The following is a 17301-nucleotide window of genomic DNA, read 5'->3' as shown; positions in this document are numbered from 1 at the left end:
CTTCAATATGTATTCACCGGAAAACCGTCTGTCAACGGAGACTTACAGAAGTCCCGCTTTTTTCATGTACACTTCGAGACAGGAGATGGTGGCGGGGGTGATGCCGGAAATGCGCGACGCCTGACCAAGGGTCATGGGACGGATGGCTCCGAGCTTCTCCACGGCTTCACGGGTAAGCCCTGCCACGTGTGAATAATCCATGCCCTCGGGGATGGAGAGGTTTTCAAGTTCCCGGAAACGCTCTACAAGTTCTTTCTGGCGTTGCAGGTAGCCTTCGTAGCGGATCTCCGTGGTCACTTCATCGAGCACGGCCTCGTCGCACTGTTCCACCATGGACAGCAGCGGGGCGAGGTCGCGGACGTTCACCTGCGGCTGCCGGAGGATGGAGGCCAGCTCCACCATTTTGCCGGGCACCGAGGCGCCGATGCCTTCGAGCGTCTCGCGGGTTTCACGGTCCGGTTTGACGCCGGTTTCGTGCATGGCCCGCAAGAGCTTGTCGATCTGTTCCCGTTTACGGCTGAAAAGATTCCAGTGCTCGTCGTCTACAAGGCCGAAGCTGCGGCCTGTTTCCGTGAGCCGCTGGTCGGCATTGCCTTCGCGAAGCAGCAGGCGGTGCTCGGCTCTTGAGGTGAACATCCGGTACGGCTCCTTGGTGCCCTTGGTTACCAGATCGTCCACGAGAACGGCCATGTAGGCCTGATCACGCCCGAGGAGAAACGGTTCCATCCCTTCGATGTCCGCCTGAATGTTCATGGCTGCCCACAGCCCTTGCGCGGCGGCTTCTTCGTATCCGGAGGTGCCGTTGATCTGCCCGGCGCACCAAAGACCCGGCAGCGGCTTGGACTCGAGAGTGGGCAGCAATTGCGTCGGGGGAATGTAATCGTATTCGATGGCGTAGCCCGGACGGACGATCTGGGCGTTCTCAAGGCCGACGCAGGCGTTGATCATCCGTTTCTGCACGTCCAGCGGCAGCGAAGTGGGGATGCCGTTGGGGTAGACTTCCGGATGGTTCAGTCCTTCGGGTTCCACGAAAATCTGGTGCCTTTCCTTGTCCGGGAACCGGGCTACCTTGTCCTCGATGGAAGGACAGTACCGCGCGCCTGTGCCTTCGATGACGCCGGTGAACATGGGCGAGCGCTCGAAACCGGAACGGATGGCCTCGTGCGCGTCCTCGTTGGTCCACGTCATGTGGCACGGCAGCTGCGGCATGGGGATGTGCGAGGTGCGGAAGCTGAAGGGCGGCGGCGGGTCGTCTCCGGGCTGGACCTCCATCTTGCCGAAGTCCACGGAGTCCTTCAACAGCCGGGGCGTGGTGCCGGTCTTCAGCCGCCCCAGCTCGAAGCCGAGCTCGCTCAGGCTGCCAGAGATGCCTTCGGCCGACGGGTCGCCGAGCCTGCCGCCCGAGAAGTTGCTCAGGCCCACGTGCAACAGGCCGCGCAGGAAGGTGCCGGTGGTCAGCATTACGTTGCGGGCCTTGAAGGTCTCGCCCAGACGAGTGGTGACGCCGGCGCAGCGACCGTCCTCCACGAGGAGCGATTCGGCGGTGTCCTGCCAGACCCAGAGCGACTGCTGCGAGAAGATGTCGCGCTTGACTACGCGCATGTATTCGTCACGGTCGATCTGGGCGCGGGTGGCGCGCACCGCCGGGCCCTTTCGGGTGTTGAGCGTGCGGAACTGGATGCCGGCGGCGTCGGCCCAGAGGCCCATCATGCCGCCGAGCGCGTCGATTTCCCGGACCATGTGCCCCTTGGCAAGCCCGCCGATGGCGGGATTGCAGGAGAGCTGGCCGATGTGGTCAACGTTCATGGTCAGCAGCAGGGTGCTGCGTCCCATGCGCGCCAGGGCCATGGCGGCCTCGCAGCCCGCATGGCCAGCGCCCACCACGATGGCGTCGAATATGTCCGGAAAAGCGGGTTTCATGAGTCTTTATTTCTCCAGCAGCACGTGCGTCATGACCTTGGCGTCCGAGATGGTGTTGGCTATTGATGCCTGCTCGTTGGGCTGATGCGCGAAATGGTTGAGCGTGGACCAGACGAGGGCGTCGACGCCGCGGTGTCTGAGCTGGGCGGCCACGGTGCCGCCGCCGATGCCGGTGGGCTTGATGTCCAGCCCGGTGACGGCCTTTACGCCGCGTCCCACGCGCTGCACGATTTCCGCGTCCACCGGAGTCGGGGGAGCCGCCTGCTCGCGCATGACGGTTTCCACGCTCACGGAGCAGCCGTACTCTGCTTCCACCTCATTGCCCATTTCGCCAATCCTGCCGATGATTTTGTCGAGGTCGTAGGTCGGCAGCACGCGGGCGTCCACATAAAATACGTCGCGGCCCGGGATGGTGTTGACGTTCTCCACGTTGGCTTCGCGTTTGGTGGGTTCGAATGTGGAGCGTGCCGGATCGAAAAGGTCGTCGGTGTCGTCGAACTCGTCCTTGAGGCGGCTGATGCGCACCACGAGATCCGAGGCTGCGACCATGGCGTTGAGGCCGTCATCGGGAGTCGAGGCGTGGCACTGTTTGCCGTCCACGGTGACCTTGAGCCAGAACATGCTCTTTTCGGCCACTTCCGCAAGGGACGAGTCCGGGCTGCCGAAGTCGGGCACGAGCACCAGATCATTGTCGCCGAAAAGGTCCAGATGGTTTTTCGCGATGTAGCTCAGGCCGTATTCGTTACCGGTCTCCTCGTCGGCCACCATGAGCAGGCCGAAGTTCATTTCGGGCGTTTTCCCGGCTTCGAGGATTGCCTTTGCCGCAAGCATGCCGGAGACGAGGCCCTGATGGTTGTCCTCCACGCCGCGACCGATGATGGTGTCGCCGTCGCGCCTGAGCGTCCACGGGTCCGAGTCCCATAGGCTGTCGTCGCCCGCGGGAACCACGTCCATGTGGGCGATGACCCAGAAAGTGCGCGACGTGTCCCGGCCCGGAATGACCGCAGCCACGTTGGGGCGGTGCCCACAGGGAGTCCGTTCGTCGGGGGCGTTGAATTCGCGGATATCGCTCACGCCCATTTCGCGCAGTTTACCGATGATCCAGTCGGCCTTTTCACGCTCTCCGGTGCCGTTGTTGTCGGGCGAGAGGGCGGGGCGGGAGACCAGTTCGGTCTGGATGTCCACCACGGTTTCGGTCATGCCGTCGATGGCTGTAAGGATGGTCTTCATGCGGTCGGCTCTCTTGTTGCTGCAAACAGAAAAACGGCGCGGCGACAAAGCACCGCGCCGATATTGGCAAAACCGGCTCGGCGGGATCGGGCCCGCCGTGCATCCGTCCGGCCTGTAGCCTAGCGGCCGCGTGCGGCGCGCTTGGAAGCCTTCAGCGGGTTGACCTTGACCTTGCCTTCCTTGTCCACGCCGGCGCGGACGTGCGTGGCGAAGTTGCACACGCCGTGGGCCCACTTGCGTGCAGGCTGGGCGTAAGCGGGACAGTATTTGGCGTCTTCGAAGGGAATGACGCGCTCGCAGCCTTCGCACTGTTCAACGATGGGCTCAAGGATGACTCCCTTGTAGCTCAGACCTTCATCGGTCATGACGGCGCCATCGAGAGTGGCGGCAATTGCTTTCTTGGCCATTGGTGTATCCTCCTAAAAATAATCGGCTCGACGGATGCCCGTTCGGCAGATGATTGTATCGGTAACGTCAAAGACGATTCGGATATGCGTGATCAACTAGAATTGTCAAGCATTTTCCCGGAAATTTTTTAACGGCGAAGGGATGAAATCCACCGTCGTGCCTTGTCTGCCTCGGTTTTCAGGCCCTTGATGTCCAATGTGCGAAAATCGCCGTCGAGATACAGCACGCGCCCCTCGCACATGGTCATGCGCACTTCGTGCCCCGTAGCCGCGTAGGCCGCATGTGAGACAGGGTCGTTCATCGGCAGCATGTTGGGCGCGGCAAGATCCAGCGCGCACATGTCCGCAGGATGTCCCGGGGCGAGCGTCCCGAGCTCCGGCCAGCGAAGGCACTGCGCCGATCCTTCAGTGGCCATGTTCAGAGCGTCGGCGGCGGATACGGCCCGGGCGTCGTGGTCGCGAACCTTGCCGCCCAGCGCCGCGAGGCCCATTTCGCGAAACATGTTCAGCTGGTTGTTGCTCGCGGCTCCGTCCGTGCCGAGGCCGACCGTCACGCCTGCGTCCAGCATCCTCTGGATCGGGGCGATGCCGGAAGCCAGCTTCATGTTGGAGGCGGGATTGTGAACGACCTTTGCCCCTGTCGCGGACAGCCGCTCGATCTCCTCGTCCGTCACGTCCACGCAATGATGCAAAGTGCAGCGGTGGTCGAGGATACCCAGCGAGTCCAGCACCTCCACAGGGCGCTTGCCATACTTTTCGATACAGGTCGCGGTCTCTTCCGGGGATTCGGCGAGGTGTATCTGCCACGGCAGGTCGAATTCGGCTGCCAGAGCGTGGCTGGCCGTGAGGTCGTCCGGGCCCACCGTGAAGACGGCGTGCGGCGCAACCGAGGTGCGGATGCGCGGATGGCCGGAGTATTGCCGCCGAAGCTGCTTCAGCGTCGCCCAGCAGGACTCGGCGTCGGGAAACATGGGGGAGGGGAAGCCGAAGAAGCCTTCTCCGAGTACCGCCCGAACGCCCGCGTCGTGCGCGGCGCGGCCGGTGTTCTCCTCGCGAAAGTATCCGTTCATGAAGGCCGTGCAGCCGGTGCGGATCATCTCGGCGCAGCCAAGCGCGGCTCCGAGCCGCAGCAGCTCCGGCGTAAGCCTGCCCTCCACGGGCCAGATGTCTTCCCGCAGCCATTGCAGGAGCGGCCGGTCATCACCCACTCCCCTGAGCAGCGTCATGGGCAGGTGGGTGTGTGCGTTGATCAGCCCGGGCAGAAGAAACGCATCCCTGAGGCGGAGTGTTTCCTTTGCTCCGAATCGTTCGGTGAGGTCGCCCCGGTCGCCGCAGGCCATGATCGTTCCGCCGCAAACGGCAACGGCCGCGTCGTGCACGACGCGGCCGTCCAGAAAAGCCATGTCCGCGCACACCAGCAGATCGCATTGGTTTGTCGCGCGTTCAGGCGTCATGTCGATTACCCGTCCAGGCTGCCTATGGTGTTTATGAGCACCGCCGTGACCTTTTCCACGTTCCCTTTGAACACTTCGAGGATGTCGTCCCATGTGACGGGGGCCTCGTCGGTCTTCCAGCAGTCGTAGTCGGTGCTCATTGCAACGGCGGCGTAAGGTACCCCGGCTTCGTTGGCCAGTGCACATTCCGGAGCCACGCTCATGTTGATGACGTCCGCGCCCCACATGCGGAACATGTTGGATTCCGCGCGGGTGGAAAAGCGGGCGCCCTCGATGGTGATGACCGTGCCCGTGGAGTGGTAGTCGAGGCTGCCGCTTTCGCAGGCTGCCACGAGCTTGGCGCGCAGCGTCTCGTCGAACGGTTCCGCCATGGCGGTATGCACCGCGCCGTGCGGCTCGAAGCGGTGATGAAAGGAGTTGCCGGGGCGGCGGGTGAAGTCGATGAACTGGTCGAGGATCACCAAGTGGCCGCGGTCGATCTCCTCGCGCAGCGAACCGCATGCCGTGGTGGCGATGATCATGTCCGCGCCCCAGTCCTTGAGGGCGAGGATGTTGGCCCGGTGGTTCACGGCGTGGGGAGGGATGGTATGTTCCCTGCCGTGGCGGGCGATGATGGCTACCTCGTTTCCGGCGATGGTGCCGACCTTGAGGGGCGAACTGGGCGGGCCGAAGGCGGTCTCAGCCTGAAGGTCCGAGGCCCCCTCGATGATGTCCGGGTTGTCCAGTCCGCTGCCGCCGATGATGCCTATCTTGACCATGATCCCGCCTTGTCTAGAGCATGATGAGATTGCAGAAGTCGTGGCCTTCGAGCTTCTTCTCGCCGTCGAGGAAGCCGAGCTGAACCACGAAGCCGATGCCGACGATGTCCGCGCCGGCGTCTTCCACGAGCTTGACCATGCCCTGAGCGGTGCCGCCGGTAGCCAGCAGGTCGTCGATGACCAGAACCTTCTCGCCCTCTTCAAGGGCGTCGGCGTGCATGCAGAGCGTGTCGGTGCCGTATTCCAGATCGTATGTCACGCAGGTGGTCTCGTAGGGCAGCTTGCCGGGCTTGCGGACCGGGACAAAGCCTATGCCCATCCTGTAGGCCAGCGGCGCGCCGAAGATGAAGCCTCGCGCCTCGGCGGCGACAATCTTGGTGGCGCCGCAGTCCTTGAACTTCTCTGCGAGACAGTCCACCGTGTGGCGGAATGCGTTGGGATCGGCGAGCATCGGAGTGATGTCGAAAAAGACGATTCCCTCTTTGGGGTAGTTGGGAATGTCGCGGATGTGGGAACGCAGATCCATGGTTCTCCTCCTTGAAATAATGTCCCGATTGAGTACGTTCCCGCAAGGGCCCGTGTCAATTGGTTGATCGGCGCGGCGCTTTGATGTAGTGCAACTCGTTTCCGACAGTCGGGCAACCATGGAGATGAATATGTCCAGCGACGGCCACAGAGCCAAGAAAAGTCTCGGCCAGAATTTTCTGGTGGACGAGAATACATGCAGGCGCATCGCCGATGCGGTCTGTGGGCTGCCCGGCGAGCGGGTGCTGGAGATCGGCCCGGGCAAGGGTGCCATTACGCGTTTCGTGGCCGAATGCGATTTTGACGACTACCGCGTGCTGGAGCGGGACGAGGATCTCGCCGACAGGCTGGAGGACGAGTTTCCCGAGCTTGACGTGGTGCGCACGGATGCGCTCCGGTATCCATGGGCCGAGCTCGAGTCGGATTGGATCGTGGCGGGGAACCTTCCGTACAATATAGGATCCAAGCTCATCTGGGATATCGTGAGCCAGACGCAGTGCGCCTGCGCGTTCATGGTTCAGCACGAGGTTGCGGCAAGGCTGACGGCCTCGCCGGGCTGCAAGCAGTACGGCGGACTCACCGCGTGGGTGGGGAACTTCAGCCGCACCCGGTATCTGTTCAAGGTGCCGCCAACGGTTTTCCGTCCGAAACCCAAGGTGGACTCCGCAGTGGTCGAATTTATTCCGTTTTCCGCGGATCGGCGCCCGTCACACCCGCAAGCACTTGCGCAGCTGCTGAAGCTTTGTTTTCAGAAACGACGGAAGCAGCTCGGTAACATATTGAAATCCAGAATGAATGAAGAGGTTGAGGCATGGTTCCGAAACGGCTTCGTCAAACTGACGGATCGGCCGGAAAATTTGTCGCCCGAGCAGTTCCGGGAGCTCTCGACCCTTGTTTTTTCTTGATTCCGGGCGAAAAAACCCGGTTTGCCTATTGACGGAACAGTCAAAAATCTGTTTTAGATGCGGAGGGGACTTGCTCGGATGACGGATATGCCCGTCATTCGTAACATTCAGAGTGATTTTTCTGCTTGTTCAGGGCCGAATCGGCCGCGATCCCCAATGTTGTAAATAATGGGGGCCTGCGTTAGGGAATTTCTTGTTATTCCGGACGCTGACAGGCGGACCCCAAAGGTATCAGAACCATTAGAGGAGGAAGGACTGATGACGAAGGCTGAGTTGGTTGTGAAAATTGCTGAGAAGTCCAATCTTACCAAAGCCAATGCCGAACGCGCTCTCAACGCTTTTCTGGAGACTGTTGAGTCCACTCTGGTGAGCGACGGCAAGCTGACCCTGACCGGTTTCGGCACCTTCATGGTGGAAGAACGCAAGGAACGCGTGGGCCGCAACCCCCGCTCCGGCGCCGAGATCAAGATTCCCGCCACCAAGGTGGTCAAGTTCCGCCCCGGCAAAATTCTGAAGGAAGCCGTCAAGTAGGCATTGGAGGATAACCATGCTGCATGGTGAAACCGTTCACAGCCCGCTCCCGCAGGACCTGCCCTGGTGGATGCCCGATCATTTCGTGTTCTTCGGCGTCCTGTACGCCGTGCTGGGCATCATCGGTCTCGGGCTGGCCTGGACGTTCTACAAGTCCTGGAAAGATGTGAAGGATCAACCCGACCATTAGGTCGCTGAATCCCAAACGACCAGACGGAGCCTGTCGCCTTGCGCGGCAGGCTCTTTTTTTGTGTATTCTTCCCTTGCCAAGCGGGGAAACAGTGTGTAATTAGTCTTCTCTTGACTTTGCCTTCGGATTCCCCGTTGGCGACAAAGGGAGGTGATTTTCTTGCCGGGTGTTTACCTTGATGATGGTGACAGCTTCGACATTTCTCTGCGCCGCTTTAAAAAGCAGGTGGAGAAGGGCGGAATCCTGTCCGAACTGAAGAAGCGTCAGCACTACGAGAAGCCGAGCGTGCAGCGTAAGAAGAAAAAAGCTGCCGCGAAGAAGCGTCTCGCCAAAAAGCTCCGCAAGATGAGATCGTCCTAATTATGCTTTCCGAATGCATTAATAAGGACTTCATAGCGGCCTACAAGGCCAAAGAAGAAGTTAAAGTGGCCGTCTTGAGGCTTCTCAAGACGGCCATTAAGAACGCCTCCGTGGAGTTCGGCCGTGAGCCGGATGATGCGGAGGTGCTTGATATCGTTCTCAAGCAGGCCAAGCAGCGGCGCGAATCCATCGAACAGTATTCCAAGGCCGGACGCGACGATCTGGCCGATCGCGAGACTGCCGAACTTGCTGTTCTTGAGGGATATCTCCCCCAGCGGCTTTCCGACGAGGAACTCTCCGCTGAGATCGACGCCCTTGTTGCCGAAACCGGCGCAGAGGGCATGAAGGACATGGGCCGGGTCATGAAGCTGCTCAACGAGCGTTTCAAGGGTCGGATCGACGGTCGTGCTGCCAGCGAGGCCGTCAAGGCGAAGCTCTCCTAATCCTCAAATTGCGGGTTCTATGGAATCCAGATCATTACGACTCCTCGAATTCAACCGTGTCCTGGAGACGCTGTCCACGTATGCCGTTTCGGAAGCCGGAGCCGCAGCGTGTCTCGATGTGCGTCCGCTCAAGGATGTCGAAGCCGTCTCCGCGTCCGTCCGTGAACTGCGCCAAGCCGCGCTGTGGATCGGCGAATCGCAGGTTCGCCTTTCGGCTTTTCCGAGTCTCGACGGGCTGTTCGCCAACCTCGACGTCAAGCATGAGCACCTCGATCACGACGACCTGTTCGCTCTGAGAATAGTCTTTGGGCAGGCAGAGACCGTCCGCGAATCCCTCAAGGGCTTCGAGGAACGCGGCTGGGACGAACTCGGTCGCGTGCTGTTTTCCGCGCCGTGGCCGCAGACCGCCGTGTCCGGCATCAACCGCTGCCTCGACCCTGACGGCCGAATCCGCGACGAGAGCAGCCCCGAGCTTTCCGATGTTCGCCGCGAAATCCGCAACATCCACCAGCGCTGTACCCGCAAGGTCAAGGATTTCGTGCTCAGTGAGGATCTCTCCAACGCGCTGCAGGACGACTTCATCACCATTTCGTCCGACCGTTACGTGATGCCGCTCAAGGCCAACTTCAAGGGCCGCGTCAAGGGTATCATTCACGACTACTCGCAGACAGGCGAGACCTGTTATTTCGAGCCCATGTTCCTCGTGGAGATGAACAACCGTCTTCAGGAACTCAAGCGCGAAGAGCGGGAAGAAGAGCTCAAGGTGCTTCGGTACCTGACCGGTCTCGTGCGGCGCGAACGCGACGGCGTCCTCGGCGTCTACACCAGTCTCGTGGCGCTTGATGTGCTCATGGCGAAGGTGGCTTACGGCGATGCGCTCGACGGACGGGCCGTGGACGTTCGCGAAGGCGCCGTACCGACTCTCAGGGGGGCGCGGCATCCGCTGCTCGCCACGGGCGGCAATGTGCACCCGCTCAATATTTCTTTTACGGAGACTACCCGTAGTCTCGTCATCAGTGGCGGCAACGCGGGCGGCAAGACCGTGTGCCTCAAGACGCTCGGCCTGTGTGCGCTCATGGCGCTTTCCGGACTTCCGGTCCCAGTGGAAGAGGGCAGTGTCCTGCCGCCGTGGAGCAACGTCTTCGTCGTCATGGGGGATGAGCAGAGCCTCGACGAGAGCGTCAGTACCTTTACGGCTCAGATTTCCTACATCCGCCGCGTGTGGGACAGTGTTGATGAAAACACGCTGTTTATCCTCGACGAATTCGGGGCGGGCACTGATCCGACGCAGGGTGCCGCACTGGCGCAGGCGGTCATCGACAGCCTGCTCGAACGCGAGGCCATGTCCGTTGTTGCCACCCATTTTCCGGCACTGAAGGCTTATGCCATGGCCACCGAGGGCGTCCGTGCGGCCTGCGTGCTCTTTGACCCGCGCACCAAACAGCCGCTTTTCGAGCTGGCCTATGATCAGGTGGGCGCATCCATCGCGCTGGACGTGGCCAAAGAGAACGGGCTTCCGGAAGAGATTCTGGAACGTGCAGAACGCTATCTGCTCATGGACGGTTCCGACACCACCGCGGTTCTTGACCGGCTCAACGAGCTGGCCGTGGAGCGTGAAAAGGAAATCCGCGAAGCCGAGTCCGTGCGTCGCAAGATGCAGCACAAGCATGACAAGCTCGAGGCTGACTTCGAGCAGCGCAAGGGCAGGTTGCTCAAGGATATTCAAGGGCAGGCGCAGGATGTTGTCCGGCAATGGAAGCAGGACCGCATCAGCCGCAAGCAGGCTCAGAAAAAGCTGGCAGATGCCCGCGAAACGCTTGTCTCCACCGGTGACAAGGCGGAAGAGGCCGTTGAGAAGGCTTTTTCATTCGATGACCTCGAACCCGGCATGAAGGTCACTTATACCGCCTGGAACCGCGAGGGCGAGGTGGTCGAGGTCAATAAGCGAAAGAAGCAGGCCAAGGTGGATGTCGGCGGCGTGGCCATGTGGGTCAAGGCCGAGCATCTTCAGCCTGCGGGCGCCTCCGGGGGGGCGAAGCCGTCTTCCGGCAAGGGGCGCGCTCCCAAGGCGAAGCCTGCCGATTCGCTCGTGACCCTGCGTCTGGACCTTCGTGGCCGAAGGGCGGACGAGGCGCTTGCCGAACTGGACCGCTTTCTGGACGAAGCCCTGCTCAAGGGCGCCGGACGGCTGGAGATCGTCCATGGTCGCGGAACCGGTGCCTTGCGTCGTGAAGTACATGATTTTCTGAAGCATTATCCTGCGGTTTCCTCCTTCTCGCTTGCGCCTGAAGATCAGGGAGGGGACGGCATGACGGAAGTGTTGCTTACCTGAGGACCCGTATTCGCCCCCGCCGATTTCGAGCGAAGGGCGGCTCGGGCCCCAACCTGTTGGGGAGCTTGTGGATCGCAGCGCTGTCGAGGCCGTCAAGGCCCGCATAAATATCGCGGACATCGTACGCCGCTACGTGGACCTGAAACCCGTTTCAGGCCGGTGGATGGGTGCGTGCCCGTTTCATCAGGAAACCAAGCCCTCCATGAGCGTGAACGAGGACGAAGGTTTCTTTTATTGTTTCGGGTGCCAGGCGTCCGGCGATGTCATAGATTTCTACATGCGCATCAACGGCTTGGAATTTCGGGACGCGCTTGAGCAGCTCGCCACCGAGGCCGGGGTGGAGCTCAAGGGCTACCGCCAGAACCAGCAGGATGTTGAGCGCAGCCGTCGCAAGAAACTCCTGATGGAGATGCACGACGAGGCGCAGCATTTTTTCCACAACTGTCTGGGGCACGCCGTGGGGCAGCCTGCACGGGACTATCTGCAGCGTCGCGGTACCTCGCCAGAGATCATCGAGCGTTTCGGCCTCGGCTACAGCCCTGACGACTGGCACGGATTGGACAATTTTCTGAAGGGAAGGGGCAGAAAACCCGAGGACGGCGTTGAAGCCGGACTTTTGTCGAAAAATCAGAAAGGCAATATTTACGACAGGTTCCGTGGGAGATTGATCTTCCCCATCAAAAATCTTTCGGGTCGGGTCATTGCATTCGGCGGCAGAATAATTACAGATGGAGAACCAAAGTACCTGAATAGCAGTGATTCGCCCATATACAAAAAGGGCGAGCACCTCTACGGCCTCGACGTGGCGCGGCGGTCCATGAACCGCACCCGCAGGGCGTTGCTCACCGAAGGCTACATGGACGTGCTTTCGCTGCACCAGTTCGGGTATGAGGACGCCTGCGGGGTGTTGGGAACCGCGCTGACGACCGATCAGGTCAAGCGGCTGGCCGGACTGTGCAACCGGGTCGATCTCGTCTTTGACGGGGACGGCGCAGGCAGGAAGGCCGCGCTCAAGAGCAGCCGGATGATACTGTTGCAGGGAGCCAAGTGCCGTGTGGTGCTGCTCCCCGAAGGGAAAGACGTGGACGACGTGCTGCAGGAACACGGACGGGACGGATTCGAACAGTGTCTGGACAATGCGAAGGACGGGCTGGATTTCTGCCTGAAGACCCTTCGCGACGACTTTTCGCCGCGCGAGATCATGGACTGGGCCGGGAGTTTTCTCTCGGAACTGAAGGATCCCGCTTTGGCGGCGTTTTTTCTGCCCCGTCTGGCCGGAGGGCTCGGTCTGTCCGAGGCCGAGCTGAGGCGGACGTTTACGGGAGACAGGGCACCGGCCCGGGGCCGCAACGAGCCTGCGCCGGCCACATCTTCCGCACCGTCGCCCGCACCGAAGGCCGCGCCACGGGAAAAGGAAAGCAGGAACGATCGGACATATTTGACGTTTTGCATCAAATACCCGGAATACATCCCCTACCTTGAAGGGCAGGAGATGCATTCCGTGCTCTCCACCGAGTGGGCCAGGGCACTGTGGGAAAAGCTCAGAGTCATGCAGCCGGGCGAAGATATGCTCTCGCGGCTCAACCCCGAAGAAAAGAGCTTTTTCATCCAGTGTCGCAACCAGCTTGCGGAGAACCCATTGAACGGTCAGGAGCTGCAGCAGGAATGGTCCTTCATCTGCAACTCGATCTACGAAACGCGAAAGAAGGCCTATCTGCGTTATTTGAGAGAGAATATCCGCCTTGCGCAGGAGCAGGGCGATAGAGCGCTCTTGGAACAGTATCAGCGGGCTTACCAGGAGTTTCTGGGGAGGAACCAATGAGCAACATCAAAGAGATTCAGCAGATCAAAACCCTCATCGCCAAGGGCAAGAAGAAGGGGCATCTCACCTTTGAAGAGGTGAACGCCGCGCTGCCCAACGATGCCAACACCCCGGAGCAGATGGAAGAGGTCATCACGCTTTTCGAGCAGATGAACATTTCCATTGTGGACGCTCCCAAGGATGCCAAGAGCAGCGAAGACAGCTCGGAGGACAGCTCCAACGTCATCAGCGAGAGCGAAGAGGATCCCGTGGAGCTCGCCTCCCGCAGCACCGACCCCGTGCGTATGTATCTGCGCGAGATGGGTGCCGTGCCTCTTCTGGACCGTGAGGGTGAAGTCGTCATCGCCAAGAAGATAGAGTCCGGCGAGATGGATGTGCTGTACGCGCTCATCGAAGTGCCGGTGGCCGTCGAAGAGTTGGTCAAGGTCGGCGAAGACCTCGAAGAAGGCACCGTCAAGCTCAAGGACGTAGTCAAGACCATCGAGGAAGACGACCCCTCCGAAGACGAGATGAACCAGCGTCAGCGGGTCATCCACCTCCTTAACGAAATCAGCGATGTCTTTGACATAAAGCAGGAGCTGTACGACCAGCTCGAACAATGCGACCCGAACGACAAACGCGCGCAGGAAGTGTATCAGGATATCGTCAAGTACAAGGAAGATATCGTCGAACGCCTGCGTGACATCAAGCTCGAGAAAACGCTTATCGACCGCATCATCGAGACGGTCAACGACTACGTGCGCCAGATGCACAACTGTCAGCGCGACCTCTCGGCATACGTTCTGTCCGTGGGCAAGACCAGCGCCGAGATCAAGGAGATCTTCAAGCAGGTCGACGACCGCGAGTTGAACCCGGTCAAAGCGGCCGACATGCTCGGCATGACCGTCGAAGAGTTCTTCTCCTTCAAGGAGATGCTCGCGGGCAAGATCGAGATCATGGATCGCCTGCAGCAGAAGTGCAAGCACTCGGTCCACGACCTCGAGGAAGTGCTCTGGCGCATCAAGCACGGCAACCGCACCGCCATGCAGGCCAAGCAGGAGCTGATTCGCGCCAACCTGCGCCTCGTGGTGTCCATTGCCAAGAAGTACACCAACCGCGGCCTGCAGTTCCTGGACCTGATTCAGGAAGGCAACATCGGCCTGATGAAAGCCGTGGACAAGTTTGAATACCAGCGCGGATACAAGTTCTCCACCTACGCCACCTGGTGGATCCGTCAGGCGATCACCCGCGCCATCGCGGACCAGGCCCGCACGATCCGCATCCCGGTGCACATGATAGAGACCATCAACAAGCTCATCCGCACCTCTCGGTACCTGGTGCAGGAACTCGGTCGCGACCCGTCCCCGGAAGAGATCGCGGAACGTATGGAGTACCCGCTCGACAAGGTCAAGAAGGTCCTCAAGATCGCCAAGGAACCCATTTCCCTCGAAACCCCCATCGGGGACGAGGAAGACTCCAGCCTCGGCGATTTCATCGAGGACAAGAAGGCCGCCGCACCCGCCGAGGAAGTGGTCTGCACCAAGCTCGGCGAGCAGATAGCCAGCGTGCTTTCCGACCTGACTCCGCGTGAGGAACAGGTCCTTCGCAAGCGTTTCGGCATCGGTGAAAAGTCCGACCATACGCTTGAGGAAGTGGGCAAGCTGTTCAATGTCACTCGTGAACGCATCAGGCAGATCGAGGCCAAGGCGCTTCGCAAACTGCGGCATCCCGTCCGCAGCGCCATGCTCCGGTCCTATTTCGAAAACTAGCCGTCACGAGCGGGGAAGGCGGAAGACGCCTTCCCCGCTTTTTTCATGATGCTTGCAACCCTCTTCACTTCCGCGCTTTCCCCCCTTGCCATAGCGCTGGGATACCTTGCCGATTCCCGGCTGGGAGATCCGGCATGGCTGTATCATCCCGTTCGTGGGCTCGGGTGGGCCATCGACCAGGCCGAAAAGACCATCAGGGGCAGGGTCGGTTCGGAAAAAGGGCTCATCGTTGCCGGGGCGTGTGCCACTCTCCTGCTGTGCTCTCTCGTCGCGGCAGCGGTTTTCCTTTTGATTTCCATTCCGGTGATCGGTTTTGTGCTGGCCGTCTACTTCGCGTATTCGGGGCTGGCGCTCCGATGTCTTCTGGACGAAGGGGCCGATGTGGAGAAACTTCTGCATGACGGTGAGATCGAAGGGGCTCGTACGCGTCTGTCTTATTTGGTGAGTCGCGACACTTCCAATATGGATGCCGCCGACATGCGTCGATCGTTGGCGGAAACGCTCTCCGAGAACTTCAGCGACGGTTTCGTGGCTCCCTTGTTCTACCTGTGCCTGCTCGGGCCGGTTGGCTTGTGGCTCTATAAGTCGGTGAACACTTTTGATTCCATGTGGGGATACCGTAACGAACGGTTTCGGAGCCTCGGTCGGTTTCCTGCAAGACTGGACGACGCGCTCAACTATGTCCCGGCAAGGTTGAGCGCCTTCCTGCTTGTGCTGATTTCCGGCGGCTCAAAGCCCTTTGCCACGATACGCACTGTCACGAAGCAGGCACGGCGCATGGAAAGCCCCAATGCCGGCTGGCCCATGGCCGCGTGCGCCATCAGCATGGGCGCCCGCATGGGAGGTCCGACCTCCTATTTCGGGAAGGTCACGCAGAAGCCCCTCATGGGCGGCTCTGGTGACTGGAACCACGCGCTGATAGTCCAGTTGCTGCATCTGCTCAGGAGAACCGGCGCCTGGTGTTTCCTCGTCCTTTTCATGATTCCTCTTGTGTACTGGTTTCTGAATTTCTAAACCTTCCCGACCACCGCGCCAACCCCGCTTCAGTCTCGCACCCTTCACACGGCCAAAAGGCATATTTCGTCCGGCATTGTCGGACTCCGCTTCAAGTTGACAATGCGCGAATCGAATTTTCCGACCTCCGCGTTTCGCATCTCGTAGAAATATTGAGTTCGGGTCTCGCGCACAGCCTTTTTGTGTACAGGCTTATTAACAGTAATGATTTTTATTATCTAAAATTAGTCGGGAAAATCAACTAATTGTGGACTTAAAAATCTTTTAATCGGTGAAATAATCACAAGATACAACCAATTTTTATAAACAGAGAGCTGTTGAAAACATGTTGCTATAGGAAATAACTGCCTCTTATTGATTTTTGATTTTATTGTTGTATTTAAGGTGGTTAGTCTTTTTGTTTATAATTTGATTAAACATCATAACTGCATGGAATGTTTGACTCTATAATGTTTGACACTGCCGTGCCTGTGTAATAATAAAGCTGTTACACCTATAGATCGTCAACACGTCACTCCCAAGGAGTTTCCCTATGCCCGAGACCGTAACTGATCAGAACATGCAAAGATTGCAGGTCGCACTGCCCGGCGAAGGCCGTACCCAGGCGTACAACGTGTCTCCGGACATGCTTGTTTCTTTTGAATTCGACGTCACTGATGCCGTATTCTCACGCAACGGGAACGACCTTGTCATCCGTGTTGACGGCGAGGGCACGATCGTTTTTGAGGATTACATTCTCCTTAATGAGGGGGGACAGTTCCCGGTGTTCGAACTCGCCGGCGGAGAGCTGGTCCCCGGCAACGCATATCTTTTTGCCTTCTCGGACATCGAAGATCCTCAGGAGGATATCGAGACGGCGGCTGAAGCGGGTGGAAGCGGCAGTGGTGCCGGAGTCTACTCGGATGACAGCGGGTCGCTTTATGGCGGCATTGCCGGTCTCGGGCCTCAGGAAGTGGGAGCCGCAGGAGCCGATGGCGCGGGAGATGAAGCGGCTGAGGGCGGCGTTCCCGGTGTTGACGCAGCGGCGGCTGCCGCCGAGACAAACGTCACTGCTCCGAGTGTCTCGGGCGGACTTACCGTCGAGCTTGATGAAGACGGTTCAAAGGTTATCACCGAGGCGGATATTCTGTCCGTCGTTACCGACCCTGATCCGGGGGCGGAGTTGAGCGTTACTTCCGTATCGGTTTCCGGGGGGACGCTGACACAGATTTCTGCAGGCGCATGGCTTTTCGAGCCCGACGCCGACTTCAACGGTGAGCTTGATCTTGAGTTCAGCGTGAGTGACGGTGCTTTTTCGGTAGATGGAGGCGGTTCGGTCATCGTGAATCCGGTTAACGATGCTCCCGTGCCCGAGGCAGCTTCTACCTCCGTGCAGGAGGATGGCTCGGTTTCGGGCAGGCTCGTCGCCGAAGACATCGACAATTCTCAGGACGAGCTTTCCTTCCGTCTTGCCGACCCGGATAACGCGCCGACGGGACTTGAGCTCAATCAGGATGGTACTTACACGGTTAACGCGGCAGCTTACGACTATCTTCCCGAGGGCCAGAGCGAAACATTCTCGGTCGAGTACATAGTTTCCGACGGAGCGGGGGGCGAAAGCACCCAAACGCTCCAAATTACCGTCAACGGCACCAACGACGCGGCCGATATCACTGTGGAGGC

The 17301-nt window shown here is 59.7% G+C and carries 16 protein-coding genes; 10 read left to right on the top strand and 6 right to left on the bottom strand.

Annotated features, from left to right (window positions below; genetic code table 11):
* Window positions 1-42: 42 nt before the first annotated feature.
* The 6 genes from mnmG to BR24_RS00055 all read right to left on the bottom strand — a co-directional run bounded on the left by mnmG (window position 43) and on the right by BR24_RS00055 (window position 6295).
* A complete protein-coding gene (gene mnmG, locus BR24_RS00080) occupies window positions 43-1920 on the bottom strand; it encodes a tRNA uridine-5-carboxymethylaminomethyl(34) synthesis enzyme MnmG (protein ID WP_496539476.1) in 1878 nt (625 codons plus the stop codon).
* Window positions 1921-1926: 6 nt separating this feature from the next.
* Window positions 1927-3150: a M20 family metallo-hydrolase gene (locus BR24_RS00075; RefSeq protein ID WP_496539475.1), complete on the bottom strand. Its 1224-nt coding sequence runs from the start codon at window positions 3148-3150 to the stop codon at window positions 1927-1929.
* 119 nt (window positions 3151-3269) lie between these two features.
* Window positions 3270-3557, bottom strand: a complete 288-nt coding sequence (locus tag BR24_RS00070; RefSeq protein WP_496539474.1) for a PxxKW family cysteine-rich protein — start codon at window positions 3555-3557, stop codon at window positions 3270-3272.
* Window positions 3558-3685: 128 nt separating this feature from the next.
* Window positions 3686-5011, bottom strand: a complete 1326-nt coding sequence (locus tag BR24_RS00065) for an amidohydrolase family protein (RefSeq protein ID WP_496539473.1) — start codon at window positions 5009-5011, stop codon at window positions 3686-3688.
* A gap of 5 nt (window positions 5012-5016) precedes the next feature.
* Window positions 5017-5769 carry an S-methyl-5'-thioadenosine phosphorylase gene (mtnP, locus tag BR24_RS00060; protein ID WP_496539472.1) on the bottom strand — a complete coding sequence of 251 codons (753 nt, stop codon included), beginning with the start codon at window positions 5767-5769 and terminating at the stop codon, window positions 5017-5019.
* A 13-nt stretch (window positions 5770-5782) separates the two neighbouring features.
* Window positions 5783-6295, bottom strand: coding sequence for an adenine phosphoribosyltransferase (locus BR24_RS00055; protein WP_496539471.1), 513 nt, complete (start codon window positions 6293-6295; stop codon window positions 5783-5785).
* Between the two features lie 118 nt (window positions 6296-6413).
* Here BR24_RS00055 and rsmA point away from each other — a divergent pair, with 118 nt between their 5' ends.
* From rsmA to BR24_RS00005, 10 genes are all read left to right on the top strand, one after another.
* Window positions 6414-7199 carry a 16S rRNA (adenine(1518)-N(6)/adenine(1519)-N(6))-dimethyltransferase RsmA gene (rsmA, locus tag BR24_RS00050; RefSeq protein WP_496539470.1) on the top strand — a complete coding sequence of 262 codons (786 nt, stop codon included), beginning with the start codon at window positions 6414-6416 and terminating at the stop codon, window positions 7197-7199.
* A 168-nt stretch (window positions 7200-7367) separates the two neighbouring features.
* The gene (locus BR24_RS00045; protein ID WP_496539469.1) at window positions 7368-7730 is read left to right on the top strand and encodes an HU family DNA-binding protein; all 363 of its coding nucleotides are present in this window, start codon (window positions 7368-7370) and stop codon (window positions 7728-7730) included.
* A gap of 16 nt (window positions 7731-7746) precedes the next feature.
* A complete protein-coding gene (locus BR24_RS00040) occupies window positions 7747-7920 on the top strand; it encodes a hypothetical protein (RefSeq protein WP_496539468.1) in 174 nt (57 codons plus the stop codon).
* A 159-nt stretch (window positions 7921-8079) separates the two neighbouring features.
* Entirely contained in the window at window positions 8080-8280 is a 201-nt protein-coding gene (gene rpsU, locus BR24_RS00035; protein ID WP_496539467.1) for a 30S ribosomal protein S21, read from the top strand.
* A 2-nt stretch (window positions 8281-8282) separates the two neighbouring features.
* Window positions 8283-8723 (top strand): GatB/YqeY domain-containing protein, encoded by a 441-nt coding sequence (locus tag BR24_RS00030; protein ID WP_496539466.1) that lies wholly within the window; start codon window positions 8283-8285, stop codon window positions 8721-8723.
* A gap of 19 nt (window positions 8724-8742) precedes the next feature.
* Complete coding sequence (locus BR24_RS00025) at window positions 8743-11055, top strand: endonuclease MutS2 (RefSeq protein ID WP_496539465.1); 2313 nt, start codon at window positions 8743-8745, stop codon at window positions 11053-11055.
* A 67-nt stretch (window positions 11056-11122) separates the two neighbouring features.
* Complete coding sequence (gene dnaG, locus BR24_RS00020) at window positions 11123-12877, top strand: DNA primase (RefSeq protein WP_496539464.1); 1755 nt, start codon at window positions 11123-11125, stop codon at window positions 12875-12877.
* Window positions 12874-14625 carry an RNA polymerase sigma factor RpoD gene (rpoD, locus tag BR24_RS00015; protein WP_496539463.1) on the top strand — a complete coding sequence of 584 codons (1752 nt, stop codon included), beginning with the start codon at window positions 12874-12876 and terminating at the stop codon, window positions 14623-14625. Before dnaG ends, rpoD begins: the two co-directional genes overlap by 4 nt.
* A 45-nt stretch (window positions 14626-14670) precedes the next feature.
* Window positions 14671-15639: an adenosylcobinamide-phosphate synthase CbiB gene (cbiB, locus tag BR24_RS00010; protein ID WP_496539462.1), complete on the top strand. Its 969-nt coding sequence runs from the start codon at window positions 14671-14673 to the stop codon at window positions 15637-15639.
* Between the two features lie 532 nt (window positions 15640-16171).
* A partial coding sequence (locus BR24_RS00005; protein ID WP_496539461.1) for a cadherin-like domain-containing protein occupies window positions 16172-17301 on the top strand: 1130 nt, incomplete at its 3' end.

Source organism: Pseudodesulfovibrio halophilus DSM 5663, from assembly GCF_059568665.1.
Note: the sequence above shows the minus strand (reverse complement) of the source record. Positions and strands in the feature narration are given on the sequence as shown.

Excerpts from the sequence above, each read along its gene's own strand:
- rsmA (WP_496539470.1), top strand. The coding sequence starts at position 6,414 with ATGGAGATGAATATGTCCAGCGACGGCCACAGAGCCAAGAAAAGTCTC.
- BR24_RS00070 (WP_496539474.1), bottom strand. The coding sequence starts at position 3,557 with ATGGCCAAGAAAGCAATTGCCGCCACTCTCGATGGCGCCGTCATGACC.
- BR24_RS00055 (WP_496539471.1), bottom strand. The coding sequence starts at position 6,295 with ATGGATCTGCGTTCCCACATCCGCGACATTCCCAACTACCCCAAAGAG.
- cbiB (WP_496539462.1), top strand. The coding sequence starts at position 14,671 with ATGATGCTTGCAACCCTCTTCACTTCCGCGCTTTCCCCCCTTGCCATA.
- BR24_RS00040 (WP_496539468.1), top strand. The coding sequence starts at position 7,747 with ATGCTGCATGGTGAAACCGTTCACAGCCCGCTCCCGCAGGACCTGCCC.
- BR24_RS00030 (WP_496539466.1), top strand. The coding sequence starts at position 8,283 with ATGCTTTCCGAATGCATTAATAAGGACTTCATAGCGGCCTACAAGGCC.
- mtnP (WP_496539472.1), bottom strand. The coding sequence starts at position 5,769 with ATGGTCAAGATAGGCATCATCGGCGGCAGCGGACTGGACAACCCGGAC.
- BR24_RS00025 (WP_496539465.1), top strand. The coding sequence starts at position 8,743 with ATGGAATCCAGATCATTACGACTCCTCGAATTCAACCGTGTCCTGGAG.
- BR24_RS00075 (WP_496539475.1), bottom strand. The coding sequence starts at position 3,150 with ATGAAGACCATCCTTACAGCCATCGACGGCATGACCGAAACCGTGGTG.
- BR24_RS00045 (WP_496539469.1), top strand. The coding sequence starts at position 7,368 with ATGGGGGCCTGCGTTAGGGAATTTCTTGTTATTCCGGACGCTGACAGG.
- BR24_RS00065 (WP_496539473.1), bottom strand. The coding sequence starts at position 5,011 with ATGACGCCTGAACGCGCGACAAACCAATGCGATCTGCTGGTGTGCGCG.
- mnmG (WP_496539476.1), bottom strand. The coding sequence starts at position 1,920 with ATGAAACCCGCTTTTCCGGACATATTCGACGCCATCGTGGTGGGCGCT.
- rpoD (WP_496539463.1), top strand. The coding sequence starts at position 12,874 with ATGAGCAACATCAAAGAGATTCAGCAGATCAAAACCCTCATCGCCAAG.